Below are 15,921 nucleotides of genomic sequence, written 5' to 3' on the forward strand. Positions count from 1 at the left end.
TTATGGCTGATGATCGCTGAAGACCCAGATCATGCTAGAACCTAGAACCTAGAACCTAGAACCTAGAACCTAGAACCTAGAACCTAGAACCTAGGTTCTTACGTCTTATCTTTTACGCCAATGCGTCAGCGGTAGCAGGGACGCCGCTGTGGAATCGGAAGACGGTATCCGGCGCATTGATCAGTTCGGCTTCTCGCGCACCAATGGCCTGAATACGGTCACTGATATCACCACCCGCAATTTGCTCTGCCAATTGCAGGTAATCTTGATAGTGGCGCGCTTCAGAGCGTAGCAGGGAGATATAGAACTTCTGTAAATCGCTGTCTAAGTGCGGTGCCAGTTTGGCGAAACGCTCACAAGAACGGGCTTCGATGTATGCGCCTACAATCAGTTTGTCGACAAGCGTGACAGGATCGTGAGTACGGACCACTTTCATCAGGCCTTTGGCATAACGACCCGCCTGTAGGTTGCTGTACGGAATGCCTCGCTCATCCATGATCTCCAACACTTGCTCGAAATGGTGAAACTCCTCTTTGATGAGGCGCACCATTTTGGCAATCAACTCTTCGCCGTACGGACAGTTGGCTTTGGGCGTGAGATCGGCGCTTAAGCCATTCTTCTTACCATGGAACTGGCGCATGTCACGGGTCAGGCCATAAACAAAATCTTCATAGGGTTTAGCCCAGGCCATCAGGGCTTTGCCGCTCTCTGCGTCTACCGCGTATTTGCGGATCAGAAACATCGCCGTCTGGCTGGCTTTCAGTTCACAGTTACAGTGATCCACCAGCAGGGCAGTGAGGTTTTCAGGTTTCTTGGCTTCTTCAATCCACGCGTCAGGCGTGTCGCAGTGCAGGAACTGGCGGACCGGTGTGAGCAGATTGTCGATCATCGCTTGCGTATCGTTCATTGATTATCAGGCTGATTTGAGTAAGTTATTTTCACCCAGTATATCAATACAAAAAAGAAAGGCCACGCAATGCGTGGCCTTCATCAAAGAGGGAAAAACAGAAAAGTTGGGGTTACCACTTACGCTTAGGCTGGAACAGAATATCCAGCTCGTCTTGCTCTTTATCAATCATTTGCTGGCGTTCTTGTTCGCGGCTCATGTTCTGTGAGCTGTCAATTTCACTCAGCATGATCATCAGCTTTTCACGAGCTTGGTTGGCATAGTTATCGTTTTTGCTCGACAGCACATCGATGCCTTTTTTCAGCAACTGTTTCGCGGTGCCCAATTGGCGTTTCATGCGGGCATCATTAGCACGCTTTACCACGTTTTCAATGTTGATGCGCAGCTGCAAGCCTTCCAGACGGGCGTTCTCCGACACAAAAGACTGGGTCGGCATGCGGCCTTTGCTGTGTTCGTTACGAATGGTATTTTTCAGGCGCTTAACCAGTTGCAGCATGCCTAACGCTTGTTTATCTGTGTTGGGCACTTTGAAGTTCGCGACGTCTGCGTTGGAATAGTTTTCCTGCAATTGGCGAATTTGCTCGGTCACATTGATAATGCGTTGCGGTAACGCTTTATCGGTTGGATCGATATCGCGCATGCTTTCCAGTGTGAACAGCACACGACGGTTTAAGCACATTAATAATTCTTTGCTGTAGGGCAAATGGTGTGCGTTGCCGATCAACTCTTCAGTTGAATCAATGATTGCAATGCACTTAGACAGCTCTTGCTGTTTTTTGCTCTCTAGTTGTTGTCGATACTGAATGATGATGTTGTAACCCACAATCAAAATCAGCAGTAGGCTTACCAGGCCAATGACTAATGGCATACTCATAGATTTGACGACCACCGCGCTTACACTAAGTCTTATAAGATACACCATCTCACAAGGAGCACCTAGTTTTGTTGTGGCTTTTGCGTGTTTTATCAATAGTGTTTGCGTCATTGGCTCCATGACGATCCCACGCATTGATGACCAATCGCCATCCGCCGCTATTTGGCCATATATTGTTCAACTAATGCTAGGCAAACTAGATGATTCAAGATATAACGTAATGTTATATACCCAAGTCGCCTTAAAATGTCCGTTACGTGACGAAGTAGGTTGCTTATCGGGGAAAGGACTGTTTACCGCAGTGTGACGGTCACTTGGCAGGCATGGTTGCATTGATATAATGGACTATAAATAGGCGGTACCATGAAACTACAACAATTAAGATATATCGTTGAGGTTGTGAACCATAACCTGAATGTGTCCTCGACCGCAGAGAGTTTATACACCTCTCAACCGGGGATCAGTAAACAGGTACGTTTACTGGAAGATGAACTGGGCATCCAAATTTTTGAACGCAGCGGTAAGCACTTAACCAAGGTGACCCCTGCGGGCGAAGAGATTGTCAAAATTTCACGGGATATTCTGTCCCGCGTAGAAAGCATTAAATCCGTTGCCGGTGAGCATACCCATCCGGAAATGGGCACCTTAAACATTGCCACAACCCATACGCAAGCCCGTTATGCACTGCCAGCGGTGATTCAAGGGTTTACTGCGCGTTACCCGAAAGTGACCTTGCACATGCACCAAGGTACGCCTTCACAGCTGGCGGATGCGGTGTCTAAAGGCACCACGGACTTTGCCATTGCCACCGAAGCGCTGCACTTGTATCAGGACATGATCATGCTGCCGTGTTACCACTGGAACCGTTCGATTGTGGTGAAAGCCGATCACCCCTTGGCGCAGAAGTCTGAGATTACTATCCATGATTTGGCTGCGTACTCGTTGGTGACGTACGTGTTTGGCTTTACGGGCCGTTCAGAGCTCGACAGCGCCTTTAACCGCTCTGGCTTAACGCCGCGCATCGTCTTTACGGCAACCGATGCGGATGTGATTAAAACTTACGTGCGCTTGGGCATTGGGGTAGGGGTGATTGCCAGCATGGCAATGGATCCTGAGGTGGACAGTGATCTGGTGGCGATTGATGCCAGCCATATCTTTGAAGCCAGCACGACCAAGATTGGCTTTAAGAAAGGCACCTTCCTGCGCACGTATATGTATGACTTTATGGAGCGTTTCGCGCCACACCTGACGCGTAACGTGGTAGATCAGGCCGTCGCACTCAAGAGTAATGCGGAAATCGAAGCCATGTTCACCAGCATTCCCTTACCGGTGAAATAAGTCGAAATGACAGGTTGAATATCCGGCATCAGACATTCAGTAATGCATATCACAGACAGGCTGCCTTCGGGTGGCCTGTTTTGTTTCATGCGCGGTGCCTGTGTTGGTACATGAGCCCTGAAGGTGTTGCTCAGGAGGACCGGATCTCTTTCGCATAATTTATCGGTGTATTTGACCTTGATTGGGTATAATCGCTCACCAGTAAGACAAATGCAGAGTAAACCATGTACGCCCCGCTTTTTTCTAAGCTTGACCACCTGCTGGTTGAGACCCGTAATTTTTGGCAGTTTATGCCGTTTGCCGAAACGCCAGCCGCGTGGGAGGCTGACCATCCTGCGCTGTACCAATGGCTGATGGCGCTTACCGATGACGAGGTGGCGTATTATCTGTCGGACAGCACGGCATTAAGCGAGGCATTGCGTACCTGGATCCCACAAGCGGATGCACTCACCGCATTGACGGATGTGCCAGCCTTAGCACATATCGAGCGCGAGACACCTCGCGGGCTAGACACGGGCATTCCCGGCCGAAAGTGGAGCCAATTGCAGGCGTTTAATGGCGTATTGCCTGCCTTGTCATTGCCGTGGTTGGAGTGGTGTGCGGGTAAAGGCTTCTTAGGACGCGTATTGCATGCGACCCACCAGACGCCGGTGGTGAGCTTGGAGTGGCAGCAAGCCCTGTGTGAAAGCGGTGATGAGGCTGCGAAAAAGCTGGGTCTGGATATGACGTTCGTACAGGGTGATGCTTTTTCGCCGGACAGCGAGCAATATATTCAGCCGCAGCAGCACGCGGTGGCGTTGCATGCCTGTGGTGATCTGCATGTGTCATTGTTACAACGCGTAGCTGCCAAGCAAGGGCAGGCAGTGAGTATCTCGCCGTGTTGCTATCACCTGATCCGAGATAAAGCCTATCAGCCATTGTCTCAGGGGGCGAAGCAGAGCGCGCTACAGCTCTCAAAGCATGATTTGCGCTTGCCGCTGCAAGAGACAGTGACGGCCGGCAACCGAGTACGTAACCTGCGTTTTATTGAAGTCAGCTTCCGCTTAGGCTTTGATAGCTTACAGCGTGCCGTGCGGGCACAAGACACCTACATGCCGGTGCCGAATGTGCAAAAAGCCTTGTTAAACGACGGCTTTGAAGCGTTTTGTCTGTGGGCGGCAGAGCAAAAAGGGCTGACTTTACCGGCCGGTATCGATTTTGCTCATTGGCAGCAGCAGGGTGAAATGCGTTTTTACTGGGTTGAACGTCTTGAACTATTGCGCCAGTTATTCCGCCGACCACTGGAAATGTGGCTGGTTTATGATCGTGCCTGTTTTATGGAAGAGGCCGGTTATCAGGTGACGGTCGGTACGTTTTGCGACAAACCTATTACCCCAAGGAACTTACTTATTCACGCGGAGATCGTGTCACCATGGACACCAACACCCTAATTTATTGCGCGCTGGCGTTAGCGGCCGGTTGCTTTGTGCAAAGTACCGTCGGTTTTGGCATGGCCATTGTCGCCGCCCCGATCGTGTACTTTTTTGAGCCGCGTTTCATGCCGGGTACCATTTGCCTGGTGGGGTTGGTACTGGCGTTGATCAACATGTGGCAATACCGCGCCATGTTGTCATTTAAAGGCTTGGGCGCCGCTTTTCTGGGCCGAGTGCCGGGTACAGCGGTGGCGAGTGTATTGCTACTGTATATCTCATCGCAGTCCTTGGCGATCGTGCTCGGGCTGGGGGTATTGATTGCAGTGGGGATCAGCTTACTGAAAGTGCGCATCAAACCCACACCAAAAGCCTTGTTCTGGGCTGGTTTTGCGTCCGGCATCATGGGAACATCCACGGCGATTGGTGGCCCACCGATGGCACTGGTGTTGCAGCATGCCGAAGCGGCCAAGCTACGGGCTAACTTAGCCGGCTTTTTTGCCTTCAGCAGCACCCTGTCACTGGTGGCGCTGTCGATGACCGGGCACTTTAGCTGGTGGCACTTCCAATACGGTATGATGATCATGCCGGCGCCGATTCTGGCCTCGATTTTTGCGTACCGTATCCAGCATCTGATCAAAGCGGAATGGCTGCGTTATTCGTTGCTTGTGCTGTGTTCGATCTCGGGCGTAGTGGCGATGTGGCAGGGCTTGGCACCGCATTGGGCGTAGGGTAAGAGCAGGAAAGACGTTTCTCGTTTCTATGCGTGAGAAAAGAGATGAGAAAAGAGACGAAAAAGAAGCTGTAAAAATTGCCCCTACATTGTCGGGGCAATTTTTTATAGCGAGTTCAGTCTGTACTCAGTAATAGTACTTCGTACCCGGTACGTGGTTCTGCAAAGAGAAATGGCGTGCTTCATGCTCGTAAGCGGGCATCGGGCGGCCAAGGTAATACCCCTGACAGTAATCGAAACGGCACTTTTGCAAATAATGCAATTGCGACAGGGTTTCGACACCCTCTGCCACTACTTTTAATTCCAGCTTTTCACAAATGGCACGGGTGGCTTCAATGATCGCCTGGCTGCCTTTATGCTCGCCTTGTACAAAGCTTTGATCCAGCTTCACGGTACTGATCGGCAAGTCCTGCAACTGTGACAGGGATGAATAGCCAGTACCAAAATCATCCAGATACAGTTCTAAGCCAAGAGACGCTAAGTCATCCAGGCACTGCTTGGCTTCATCGTAATCCTGCAACATGGTGGACTCCGTCAGTTCCAGTGCCAGCTGTGAGGGCGGAATACCATGCTGATGCAGCAGAGCTTCTACCGTGGGGGCCAAACTGGATTGCAATTGTGCGCGCGACAGATTCACACTCATGATGAAGTGCTTATCGTATTTTTCACGCCATAACGCCAGTTGCTCACAAGCGGTTTTCAGGATCCATTTTCCCAGCGGAACGATTTGGCCGGTTTCTTCGGCCAACGGAATAAACTCGGCCGGTGATACGTGGCCTAAGGCTTCGTCATGCCAGCGGATCAGGGCTTCAAAGCCTTTCAGCTTTTGGCTTTTCATATCCACAATGGGCTGGTAATAGAGCTCAAAGGTTTCGGCTTCGAGTGCCAGCGTCAAATGGTGGCGCAGGGTCATTTTGCGGTACAGCGCATCGGCCATATCCGGTGAAAAATGGTGGCTGCGGTTGCGGCCGCGCAATTTGGCTCGGTGCATCGCCATATCGGCTTGTGTGACCAGCGTTTCAATGTCCTTGGCATCTTGCGGATACTGGGACGTCCCGATACTGCAGCCGATAGACAGTTCACCCACTTCTTTGAGGTGGAACGGGCGATTCAGCGCACGGATCAATTGCTGGGCAAAGCTGGTGGGATCACTGATATTGCGGTGTTCTATCTGAATAATGAACTCATCACCGCCGAAACGGGCCAATAATCCTTTAAAACGCACGGCTTCTTGAAGACGAATAGCAATGGCCCGCAGCAGCTTATCGCCCACCGCATGGCCATAGGTGTCGTTCACCAGTTTGAAGCCGTCGATGTCGAGAAACAGCAGGCTGTACGGATGGTAACTGTGCTGGTTTTCGATAATGGCATTGGTGATCCCGCGTCGGTTAAGCAAACCGGTCAGAAAGTCATGCTCAGCGTTGTACTTCTCTTTATTGAGCTGTTCTTTTTCTTGGCTGATGTTGATGATATTGAGCAGTAGCTGTTGCTTGTCATCTAGCCATTTACCGTCGATCGCAAACCAGTAGTGGCTTTTACCGGTCCAGCACAGACGTTTGGTCGTCAGTGGTTGGCCTTGGCGGACAAGGGCCAGCCATTCTTGTGCCAAGTTGGCATCACCCAAGAAGCTGTTGAGATCCGGCAGTTGATCGCCAAATTCATGGGAAAATGCATCATTGGTGCTGATCAGGTCGCCATATTGATTAAAGAGCAGAGAAAGATTGGAGCAACCAGAAAAGGCCAGTTCATTGCGTAAGCTGGATTCTTCAGAAATGACTTCGACGAGCATGGCGAGGGTACCGTCGGGCAACGGGATCCCAGAAAAATGGCACAGGACTTTTTTCATCACGTTATTCGGTGAGAAAGTCCACCACGTTTTGATGCTTTCACCCTGCTCAAATTGGCGCAGGTAAGTCTCCAGCACTGCACAAACGGCTTGTGACATATCGCAACGTAAGTCGCGTGCCAACAAGGCATCCTGACTCTCCGCTTCCCATAACGGTAGCGCAGCGGAGTTGGCCCAAAGAATACGTTTTTGGCGAATATCGAATACCCAAACAGGTGACTGTAGGTATTCAAATATCGAAAAAGTCTGGTTCATCACCCATGCTTATAAGTTATTGTGATAATTGAAAATGCTATCTCAAAACAGGTTTCCTAAATATCGAGATAACATAAAAGCGTGACCTTACTTCATGAACCATGAAATCGTCGGTCTGAAATGTTGAAAATCAGCAAAGGACGCGTTACCTGCGTCGCTTTACTGATCGTCATCGGTGCGGGATTACTGCAGGGCAAGTTTCATTTCTAAGCCGATGAAGGCCTTGTCATATTCCGCGCCCGCATCCATGGCATATTGAGCCACAGTACTGTTACCAAACCACGGTGAATAGGTCAGGCTGACATCAGAATCGCCTTTCCACCAGTCGGTGACCCAGTAATGGATATGACCCACCGGGTTAAGCAGGAACAGGCTGACATCCCCGAGGGTTTCCGAGCCCATTACCTCACCGCCATTGGCCGTGATTTCCAGTTCGGTCTGGAACATCCATTCGCCGACTGCCGCACCAAACAGGGGCGTGACGATGATGTCCTGAATAGACGGGACTTCCGCAAAACCTTCAACGCCGTACTCCCAGAAGAAGGTCGACATGGTGGCCGAATATAAGAAGGATTCCCACTCATTAAAGCCAGAATGACGCGCGGCGGTGTAGTACACGCCACCAAAATACGGGTGCATGACATAGTTCAGCACATGGTCGTCTTTATCCCATACCGGACCTTCACTGACGTTATCCCACCACTTTTGGCCTAAGCCGCTCAAATCGCGATCTTCTTCATCCCACTTGGTCACGCTTTCTGGCAGCAGCGTCATCATACCCACCGTAGCGACACTCAAGCCGAAAATGGTGTACGACTGCTCTAGCAGGTAGTCCCAGTTTTTCTCTGGGGCCACAGACAGGTGCATCGGCAACGTATTGATGGACTGGTCGCTGGTGTCAGCGGCTTGTGCCAGTACGTGTGCATCGACATTTTCACTGGCGCTGTAACGAAACGATGAAGGTGTCGTTGCAGCATAGTGATTTAAGAAGGTGTCTTGTGACGTAAACGTGTTGTAGGTATTGGCGTTGTTGTCGTGCCATGCCATAGCCGGTGTGCTGAAGGCGCAGCCTAAAACAACGGAAGTAAACAGTGAAGTGCGCAAGATACGCTCCGCGATAGATCTGGTTAGACAGGGGATTTAAGGGCGGGGAGTATCACTGAAAAAAGCACAAATTCCTAGCAGTTATTCGAAATTGCTACCACAGATAGGAATATTTTTCTCTCTTTATATAGATAAAGGCGGGGTTGAGAATGGCTTATTGTTAGATAATGAGAGTTAACTCACTGTTTTATAGTGATAATGACGGGAAGTATGCAAGAAGCACGACTTCCCGTTCATTTTTGTATGAATCTTAACCTACAGCAGGAATGATCCCGGCCATCTGCAGTAATTGCGCGGAGATAATCATGATCCCTGCACCAGTAGCCATCAATAAGGCTGGGGTACCGCCTGCGACTTGGTAAGCCGGTTCAGCATCCATTCGCAGTTTACGTTGTGCACGTACCATCGCGACAGGCAGGAAAATCGCCAGAATGACCAGAGCAATCGCGGCAAAACCCAGCGCCATGATGAAACCTTGCGGGTAGAACACGGCAAAGCCCAGCGGTGGCAAGAAGGTAATGAATGCTGTTTGCAGGCGGCCGTATTTTACGCCATCACGTTTAAAGCTGTCGGCAATGAAGTCAAACAGACCCAAGCTTACCCCCAAGAACGAGGTGGCTAGTGCCAGATCGGCAAACACTGACACAGAGCGGCTGACCATTGGGTTATGAAGCAAGGTGTTCAGTGATTCAATAAACGCGCCCAGGTTGTTATTGGCCATCAGGGCAGACTGGCTCATGACGCCTTGGCTTGCTAACTGCCAGAACACGTAGATCAACAAAGGCAATGAAGAGCCGAAGATCATGATCTTACGCAGCGCTTTAATGTCCATGCCGATGTAACGCACGATAGACGGGATACTGCCGTGGAAACCGAACGAGGTAAAAATCACTGGCAGGGCAGACAAAATCAGGCCTTTTTCTACCGGCATGTTCACCAGATGACCGCCATCCACATTCGGCACTAATAGGCCTAGCATCACCACCAGTGCCACAATTTTAAGGGTGAACAAAATGCGGTTCACCATATCCACCGAATGGGTACCGATGCCGACGATGGTCGCGATGATGATCGTAAAAGCGGCAGCACTGGATTGTGCGGTGACACTTAAGCCAGCCCAGTGGGTCAATTTGTCATTGAGTTGGGCACCGCCACCGGCAATGTATGCGGCACACAGTGAGTACATCAAAAAGGCAACCGCAAAGCTGGCAATGTATTGGCCTTTTTTACCCAGCAGGTTGTGGGCCAGAGAATTCAGTGTAGCCGTGTTGTCAGCATGTTGGTGGACTTCCAGCATCAGCAGCGCGGTGTAGGTCATCAGCAGCCAGATACTGAACATGATCAGCGTAGCAGTGGTGAAGCCAAGACCTGCAGAGGCTAAGGGCAGGGCCAGCATACCGGCGCCAATGGTTGTGCCGGCAATGATCAGCATACTGCCGAAGGTTTTATTCATGGACATGTGTGTGTTGCTCCCAAAGTAAGAAATAAGGCGGGAGGCGGTGTGAACACCGGTGGTTACTCCCAGATCAGGTGGGCAGCCACAACAGCGAAATCGAGAGGGTGTAAATAATTAATTACATCCGACCTGGCCGTTGCGGCTATCGATAGTCAGATGTGAAACGGTGTAATCGCATATTATTCCCTCTTAGAATGGACGTATATTGCTATACTCAAAGTTTTGTTGTCATTTTTATCTGTGCTGTACCTTATCGATCAAATTATCCACTGTCAACTTATCTTTATTTTGGTGTAAATATAAATTTACAACTTAGTGTGAGGTAAAGGATTGATATTTATCAAACAGGGATTGCTTTCTCAGTTCTGGTTGATTTTTCTGCGAAAAGAGAGAGAGAGATCGGAATGTACCGTGATTTGGTATACCGTTAAGACAGGTTAAACAGGCGCAGAGGACAGCATGTTAGAAGTGGTCATGATCAGTACCGGCGAAGAAGTACTGCACGGAGATATTACCGATACCAATGCCGCGTGGTTATCGCGGTTGTTTTTTGAGCAAGGATTTGCCGTGACGCGCCGTACCACGGTGGGGGATCAACTGGAACGCCTGGCCAAGGAAATCGAACATTGTAGCCTGACGGCCGATATTGTGATCGTCAATGGTGGCTTAGGGCCGACAACCGATGATTTAACGGCGCAAGCAGCAGCGATTGCCGGTGATGTCGGGTTGGAACTGTCAGACGTTTGGGTCGCGGCGATGCAGGATAAATACGCGCAACTCGGGCGTGAAATGCCACCGACTAACATAAAACAAGCCATGCTCCCGGCCGGTGCGGAGTTGCTGGATAATCCCATTGGTACCGCTTGTGGCTTTGCGATGCGGATGAATCGCGCATGGGTGTTCTTTACGCCTGGGGTGCCCCGTGAATTTAAGCTGATGACCCATGAGCAAATTTTGCCGCGTTTAGCGGCCACGTATACCGCCAATCAAACGGCCCGTGACTGCCTGCGCTTGTATACGTTTGGTTTATCGGAGTCTGGAATCGGTCATACGTTGCAGGATCTGGTATTGCCGGAAGGGTTTGAGTTGGGATACCGCTCGTCATTGCCTTTTATTGAGGTGAAGTTGTTTGTGCCGGAAGGGCACGCGCAAGCAGACGCGTTGTATCAGCAGATTACAGAACGGCTGGGGGACAATGTTGTCGGGCGTGGTCAGCCATTGTTGACGGCATTAGACAGCGCGTTATCGGCATCGGGGCAGACATTGGCGGTTGCCGAATGTTATACCGGCGGCGCAGTGATCAATGCATTGTATGAAGCCGGTTTGGGTCAGGCGTTGGCACAGAGCTGGGTGATGCGTGCATTCCCTGATAATGATTCGTGCGAAGTGAAAGGCAAGGCTCAAGGCATAGCCCCAAACGAGCAGCCAAGTGAGGCGAAGCGTGTATGCACATCAGGCGAGACCCATCATTCGACGGCGGCGATGGCGCTTAACGCGTTGTCGCAGAATGCGGCGTCAGTGGTGCTGGCGATTGGTGAAGCGAACGATGAACAACACATCCCCCTAGCCTTAGCGGTGGCGGGCGGTCAAGGTGAAGAACCTCGCTTATGGTCACAAACCGTCTCGACCCGTCGCCAGTATGCCTACCGTGATCACCGCACGGTCATCGCGACACTGGCCTTGGACATGCTTCGCCGTTACTTGTACCAGCAACCGGTGTTTGGGCAGTATGAATCGTTGATGATTCACGAAACCCACCAGTGGCCTCAGGCATAGTGTTTATTTACTTAGTCGCTTAGTCGCTTAGTCGCTTAGTCGCTTTTGTTCGATCTCTTTCTACGTTTGAGTCTGCCTCACTCTACATTGGGTGAGGCAGGCTGATTGTTTTTTTCACGCATCCTCCTTTTCGCCCCTTATGTCTTCCATCACCGTGTGAGTCGGGCTTCTGTATACGTCTCAATGCTGCGAATGCCGAGGCGGTTCATTTCCTATGCAGGTGGCGAAGTGCCCATGCCCCACTATGATTAACACCATCTGACGGTTGATCATTCAGAAAGTGCTTGATGGTAAGAGCATGGCTTTGATGATCGTTTCGGGTGCTTTTTCGCATTGAGGGGAGGCGTGAAAAACGATGAGTGGATCCAGTAATAAAATGGGCTTGATGGGGCTGACCACCATCGTGACCGTGAACATGATGGGCTCGGGGATCATTCTCTTGCCCTCCAGTTTGGCAGCAACCGGCGGGATAGCGTTATTAGCATGGGGGATCACCGCTGTGGGCGCACTCTGTATAGCCTACGCCTTCTCAAAATGCGGGATGTATTGTACCGAAGATGGCGGGATGTCAGCCTACGCGCAAAAAGCCCACGGCAAGTCCAGTTTTTTCATTGCCTCCTACACCTACTATGTCTGTTTGGTGATCAGTGCCGTCGCTATATCGGTGTCCACCGTTGGCTATCTGGAAACCTTCATTCCCTGGCTCAAGCTGACACCTTTCCATAATTTCATTGGAGTCATTTCGATCCTCACCTTAACGTTATTAGCCAACATGCGGGGACCCAAAATCACCGGTCGAATTTCGTCGGTCACCGTGTGGGGGGTCATCATTCCGGTGCTGGGCGTGTCGATCATTGGCTGGTACTGGTTCGATCCTAAGGTTTTCGCAGAAGCGTGGAACCCGCATGATGTCTCTACCATGACGGCGATGTCTTCCGGTATTGCGCTGACACTGTGGGCTTTTTTGGGGATTGAGTCGGCCGGGGTCAACTCCGGGGCGGTAGAAAATCCCAAACGCAATGTGCCGCTGGCCTGTATGTTGGCGACCGTGTTTTCAGCCATCACCTATATTGCGTCCACCACGGTGATTCAGGGCATTGTGCCCAATGCCGAATTGTCGAAATCGGACGCACCATTTGGCTTGGTCTTCTCGCAAATGTTTGACCCGACGATCGGTAACATCATCACCGTGATGGCCATTATCGCCTCGGTCGGCTCGTTGCTGGGCTGGCAGTTCACCAATGCACAGGTTTCTAAAGCGGCGGCTGAAATAAACCTGTTTCCTAAAATCTTTTCGGAAGTGAATAAGTTTGATGCGCCTATCAAAGGCATGTTGATCATGCTGGCACTGGAAATCGGATTGGCCGTCATGACCATTTCGCCCACCTTGCTTAAGCAGTTCAACATTCTGGTCGACTTGGCCGTGTTCATTAACATGATCCCTTACATCCTTTCTTTGACGGCACTGGGCGTGATTTTGCGTGAGAGTAAAGTCGCAGAGAACGAGTATAAGGTCAGTATTGCCGTTGGGGCCGTGGCTGTGATGTACAGCATTTACGGCGCCTACGCGACCGGTGCCGATTCGGTTTACTACGGGACCGTGATCATGCTGTTTGGTTACTTCTTCTATGGCTTTATTGCCAGTCGTGATGCGCTGAAACCTAATGTGGCCAAGCCCAATACGGCAACACCGAGTGCGAGCAAGCCTGCTGAGACGCAACCCAGTGAACAATCATAATCCGTGATAACGATACCTGAGTGATGCCCCTGACGGTTACTTGCACGGTTACTCGCGCGGTTATCCGAACGGTTAGTCAAAAGGTTCAAGAAACACGGATGAGAAATGCGCTCGGTGACGGGCGCCTTCTGCGGACAGATTTTCGAGGATAGGAACTACGTACATGAAAAATTACGGTAAACAAAAACGCGTCCTGATTTTTAATGACACCTTGAAAGTGGGCGTGATTGAAAACGCCTTAGAACGTTTGGTGGATGAGTTTCACAATGAAGGGGTGAGCGTCACCATTGCGACCTCGTTTGATGACTGTTATTCCATTTTGAATGCCAATATCGCCATGGACTGTTTCATGCTGACGTCACAGATGACAGGGCAGCAGGCTGACGAAAATGACAAGTTTTACCAACTGATCGATAAGCTCAATCAACGTCAGCAAGGGGTGCCGGTATTTCTGCTGGCCGAGCGAAAAAAAATCACCTTGGCGGTTAGCCGAGAATTAATGTCGCGGGTCGACGAGTTTGCGTGGCTGTTGGAAGACACTGCCGATTTCATTGTCGGGCGGGTTGTTGCTGCCATGAAGCGTTATCGTGACCAACTGCTTCCGCCGCTTATGGCTGGGATGATGCAGTACGACGATGTACACGAATATTCGTGGGCCGCCCCCGGGCATCAAGGCGGGGTCGGGTTTACCAAAACGCCGGCCGGCCAGCGATTTTATAACTATTACGGTGAAGGACTGTTTCGCTCGGACATGGGGATTGAGCGCGGTTCGCTGGGGTCTTTACTCGATCACACCGGCTACTTTGGGGACAGTGAAGCTTTTGCCGCCAAAGTGTTTGGGGCAAATCAATCGTATTCACTGGTAACCGGCACATCCGGTGCTAACCGCACCATCATGCAGATTTGTATGAAAGCCGACAGCTTAGCGGTGTGTGATCGCAACTGTCACAAGTCTATCGAACAGGGATTGATGCTCACCGGGGCGCGGCCTGTCTACATGCTACCTTCGCGTAACCGTTACGGCATTATCGGGCCGATTTTCCCTGAGCAAATGACACCGGACGCCATCAAGCAACGGGCAAAAGAAGGGGCATTAACAAAAGATTTTGCCGAGCAAGATCCGGTTTATGCGGTGATCACCAACTGTACTTACGATGGCTTGTGTTACAACGCCAAGCGCGTGCAGGGCATTTTGGGTGAGAGTAGCCCGCGCTTGCACTTTGATGAAGCCTGGTACGGTTATGCCCGTTTTAATCCGATTTATGACAACCATTATGCGATGCGCGGCGAGCCGGAAGAGTGCAGTGACGGGCCGACGGTATTTGCCACCCATTCCACCCACAAATTGCTCAATGCCTTGTCGCAGGCGTCATGGATCCATGTGCGCTACGGTAAGGACAGCATCGATTTCCAGCGTTTCAACCAAGCGTACATGATGCATGCGACCACCTCGCCGCTGTACGCCATCAGTGCCTCGAACGACATTGCTGTGTCGCAAATGGCAGGCAATCGTGGTCATTCTCTGACGCAAGAAGTGATCAAAGAAGCGGTCGATTACCGTCAGGCGATGGGGCGGTTATACAAAGAGTTTGCGGCGGATAATGACTGGTTCTTCAAGCCGTGGAACGCGGAAACCATTGTGGATCCGGCCACAGGAAAGCATGTGCCGTTTGAAGAAGCCGATCCCAACCTGCTGGCCACCCAGCAAGATTTCTGGGTGATGAAACCCGGCGATGCCTGGCACGGTTTTGCGGATATGCCGGAAGACTGGTGTATGTTGGATCCCATCAAGGTGAGTATTTTGGCACCGGGTATGGGGGATGACGGGACGCTGCTCGATACCGGTGTGCCTGCCGCACTTGTGACGCAATACCTGACCCGCTTTGGGATTGTGCCGACCCGAACGACCGACTTCCAAATCATGTTCCTGTTTTCCATGGGGATCACCAAAGGTAAATGGGCGACGCTGGTAAACACCTTGCTGAGTTTCAAAAAGCACTATGACAACAACACGGCGCTGAAATCTGTTCTGCCGGATTTGGTGAACAGTTATCCGGACGTGTATGGCGAGATGGGTTTTAAGGACTTGGGCGACAAGATGTTCCAGTACCTCAAGCAGCATACGCCATCAGACAAACTCAATGCGGCCTATTCCACCTTGCCAGAAGCCGTGGTCACGCCACGTACGGCGTTTGAAGCCATTGTTGATAACAATGTCGAGATGGTGCCATCAAACAAGCTGGAAGGGCGTGTGACCGCCAATGCGGTGATCCCGTACCCACCGGGTATTCCGATGTTGATGTCGGGCGAGAGTTTTGGCGATAGTCAGAGTCCACAAATCGGGTACCTGAAAAGTCTGGAAGTGTGGGACAAAGCCTTCCCGGGCTTTGAGCATGAAACCGAAGGCACCGAAGTGGAAGACGGGGTGTATCACGTGATGTGTATCAAGCAGGTGTGAGGGATAAAGCACACGGATAGTGACAAG

11 protein-coding genes are annotated in these 15,921 nt (G+C 51.0%); 6 read left to right on the forward strand and 5 right to left on the reverse strand.

Annotation, left to right across the window (positions count from 1 at the left end):
- Positions 1 to 112: 112 nt before the first annotated feature.
- Both miaE and ABT58_RS14610 read right to left on the reverse strand, forming a co-directional pair.
- Entirely contained in the window at positions 113 to 907 is a 795-nt protein-coding gene (miaE, locus tag ABT58_RS14605; protein ID WP_047875146.1) for a tRNA isopentenyl-2-thiomethyl-A-37 hydroxylase MiaE, read from the reverse strand.
- 112 nt (positions 908 to 1,019) lie between these two features.
- On the reverse strand, positions 1,020 to 1,781 hold the full coding sequence (locus ABT58_RS14610) for a hypothetical protein (RefSeq protein WP_047875147.1): 762 nt from the start codon (positions 1,779 to 1,781) through the stop codon (positions 1,020 to 1,022).
- A 363-nt stretch (positions 1,782 to 2,144) separates the two neighbouring features.
- On the opposite strand from ABT58_RS14610, the gene cysB reads away from it, so the two are divergent.
- From cysB to ABT58_RS14625, 3 genes are all read left to right on the forward strand, one after another.
- Entirely contained in the window at positions 2,145 to 3,119 is a 975-nt protein-coding gene (gene cysB / locus ABT58_RS14615; protein ID WP_047875148.1) for an HTH-type transcriptional regulator CysB, read from the forward strand.
- A gap of 224 nt (positions 3,120 to 3,343) precedes the next feature.
- The gene (locus tag ABT58_RS14620) at positions 3,344 to 4,549 is read left to right on the forward strand and encodes a methyltransferase (RefSeq protein WP_047875149.1); all 1,206 of its coding nucleotides are present in this window, start codon (positions 3,344 to 3,346) and stop codon (positions 4,547 to 4,549) included.
- The gene (locus ABT58_RS14625) at positions 4,531 to 5,259 is read left to right on the forward strand and encodes a sulfite exporter TauE/SafE family protein (RefSeq protein ID WP_047875150.1); all 729 of its coding nucleotides are present in this window, start codon (positions 4,531 to 4,533) and stop codon (positions 5,257 to 5,259) included. The genes ABT58_RS14620 and ABT58_RS14625 overlap by 19 nt, the downstream gene beginning before the upstream one ends.
- Positions 5,260 to 5,388: 129 nt before the next feature.
- On the opposite strand, the gene ABT58_RS14630 is transcribed toward ABT58_RS14625, so the two are convergent.
- From ABT58_RS14630 to ABT58_RS14640, 3 genes are all read right to left on the reverse strand, one after another.
- On the reverse strand, positions 5,389 to 7,362 hold the full coding sequence (locus ABT58_RS14630) for an EAL domain-containing protein (protein ID WP_047875151.1): 1,974 nt from the start codon (positions 7,360 to 7,362) through the stop codon (positions 5,389 to 5,391).
- A gap of 183 nt (positions 7,363 to 7,545) precedes the next feature.
- On the reverse strand, positions 7,546 to 8,466 hold the full coding sequence (locus ABT58_RS14635) for a DUF3943 domain-containing protein (protein WP_047875152.1): 921 nt from the start codon (positions 8,464 to 8,466) through the stop codon (positions 7,546 to 7,548).
- A gap of 250 nt (positions 8,467 to 8,716) precedes the next feature.
- Positions 8,717 to 9,925 carry an aromatic amino acid transport family protein gene (locus ABT58_RS14640; protein ID WP_047875153.1) on the reverse strand — a complete coding sequence of 403 codons (1,209 nt, stop codon included), beginning with the start codon at positions 9,923 to 9,925 and terminating at the stop codon, positions 8,717 to 8,719.
- A gap of 456 nt (positions 9,926 to 10,381) precedes the next feature.
- On the opposite strand from ABT58_RS14640, the gene ABT58_RS14645 reads away from it, so the two are divergent.
- From ABT58_RS14645 to adiA, 3 genes are all read left to right on the forward strand, one after another.
- Complete coding sequence (locus ABT58_RS14645; RefSeq protein ID WP_047875154.1) at positions 10,382 to 11,698, forward strand: CinA family nicotinamide mononucleotide deamidase-related protein; 1,317 nt, start codon at positions 10,382 to 10,384, stop codon at positions 11,696 to 11,698.
- 355 nt (positions 11,699 to 12,053) lie between these two features.
- On the forward strand, positions 12,054 to 13,436 hold the full coding sequence (gene potE / locus ABT58_RS14650; RefSeq protein ID WP_047875155.1) for a putrescine-ornithine antiporter: 1,383 nt from the start codon (positions 12,054 to 12,056) through the stop codon (positions 13,434 to 13,436).
- Between the two features lie 163 nt (positions 13,437 to 13,599).
- Positions 13,600 to 15,894 (forward strand): arginine decarboxylase, encoded by a 2,295-nt coding sequence (adiA, locus tag ABT58_RS14655; RefSeq protein ID WP_047875156.1) that lies wholly within the window; start codon positions 13,600 to 13,602, stop codon positions 15,892 to 15,894.
- Positions 15,895 to 15,921 lie beyond the last annotated feature (27 nt).

The sequence above is a fragment of the Photobacterium aphoticum genome (assembly GCF_001029435.1).
GTDB lineage: Bacteria > Pseudomonadota > Gammaproteobacteria > Enterobacterales > Vibrionaceae > Photobacterium > Photobacterium aphoticum.

Bases quoted from the DNA above. Each gene is read 5' to 3' on its own strand.
- cysB (WP_047875148.1), top strand. From the start codon at position 2,145: ATGAAACTACAACAATTAAGATATATCGTTGAGGTTGTGAACCATAAC.
- ABT58_RS14625 (WP_047875150.1), top strand. From the start codon at position 4,531: ATGGACACCAACACCCTAATTTATTGCGCGCTGGCGTTAGCGGCCGGT.
- ABT58_RS14640 (WP_047875153.1), bottom strand. From the start codon at position 9,925: ATGTCCATGAATAAAACCTTCGGCAGTATGCTGATCATTGCCGGCACA.
- ABT58_RS14630 (WP_047875151.1), bottom strand. From the start codon at position 7,362: ATGAACCAGACTTTTTCGATATTTGAATACCTACAGTCACCTGTTTGG.
- ABT58_RS14645 (WP_047875154.1), top strand. From the start codon at position 10,382: ATGTTAGAAGTGGTCATGATCAGTACCGGCGAAGAAGTACTGCACGGA.
- potE (WP_047875155.1), top strand. From the start codon at position 12,054: ATGAGTGGATCCAGTAATAAAATGGGCTTGATGGGGCTGACCACCATC.
- miaE (WP_047875146.1), bottom strand. From the start codon at position 907: ATGAACGATACGCAAGCGATGATCGACAATCTGCTCACACCGGTCCGC.
- adiA (WP_047875156.1), top strand. From the start codon at position 13,600: ATGAAAAATTACGGTAAACAAAAACGCGTCCTGATTTTTAATGACACC.
- ABT58_RS14610 (WP_047875147.1), bottom strand. From the start codon at position 1,781: ATGAGTATGCCATTAGTCATTGGCCTGGTAAGCCTACTGCTGATTTTG.
- ABT58_RS14620 (WP_047875149.1), top strand. From the start codon at position 3,344: ATGTACGCCCCGCTTTTTTCTAAGCTTGACCACCTGCTGGTTGAGACC.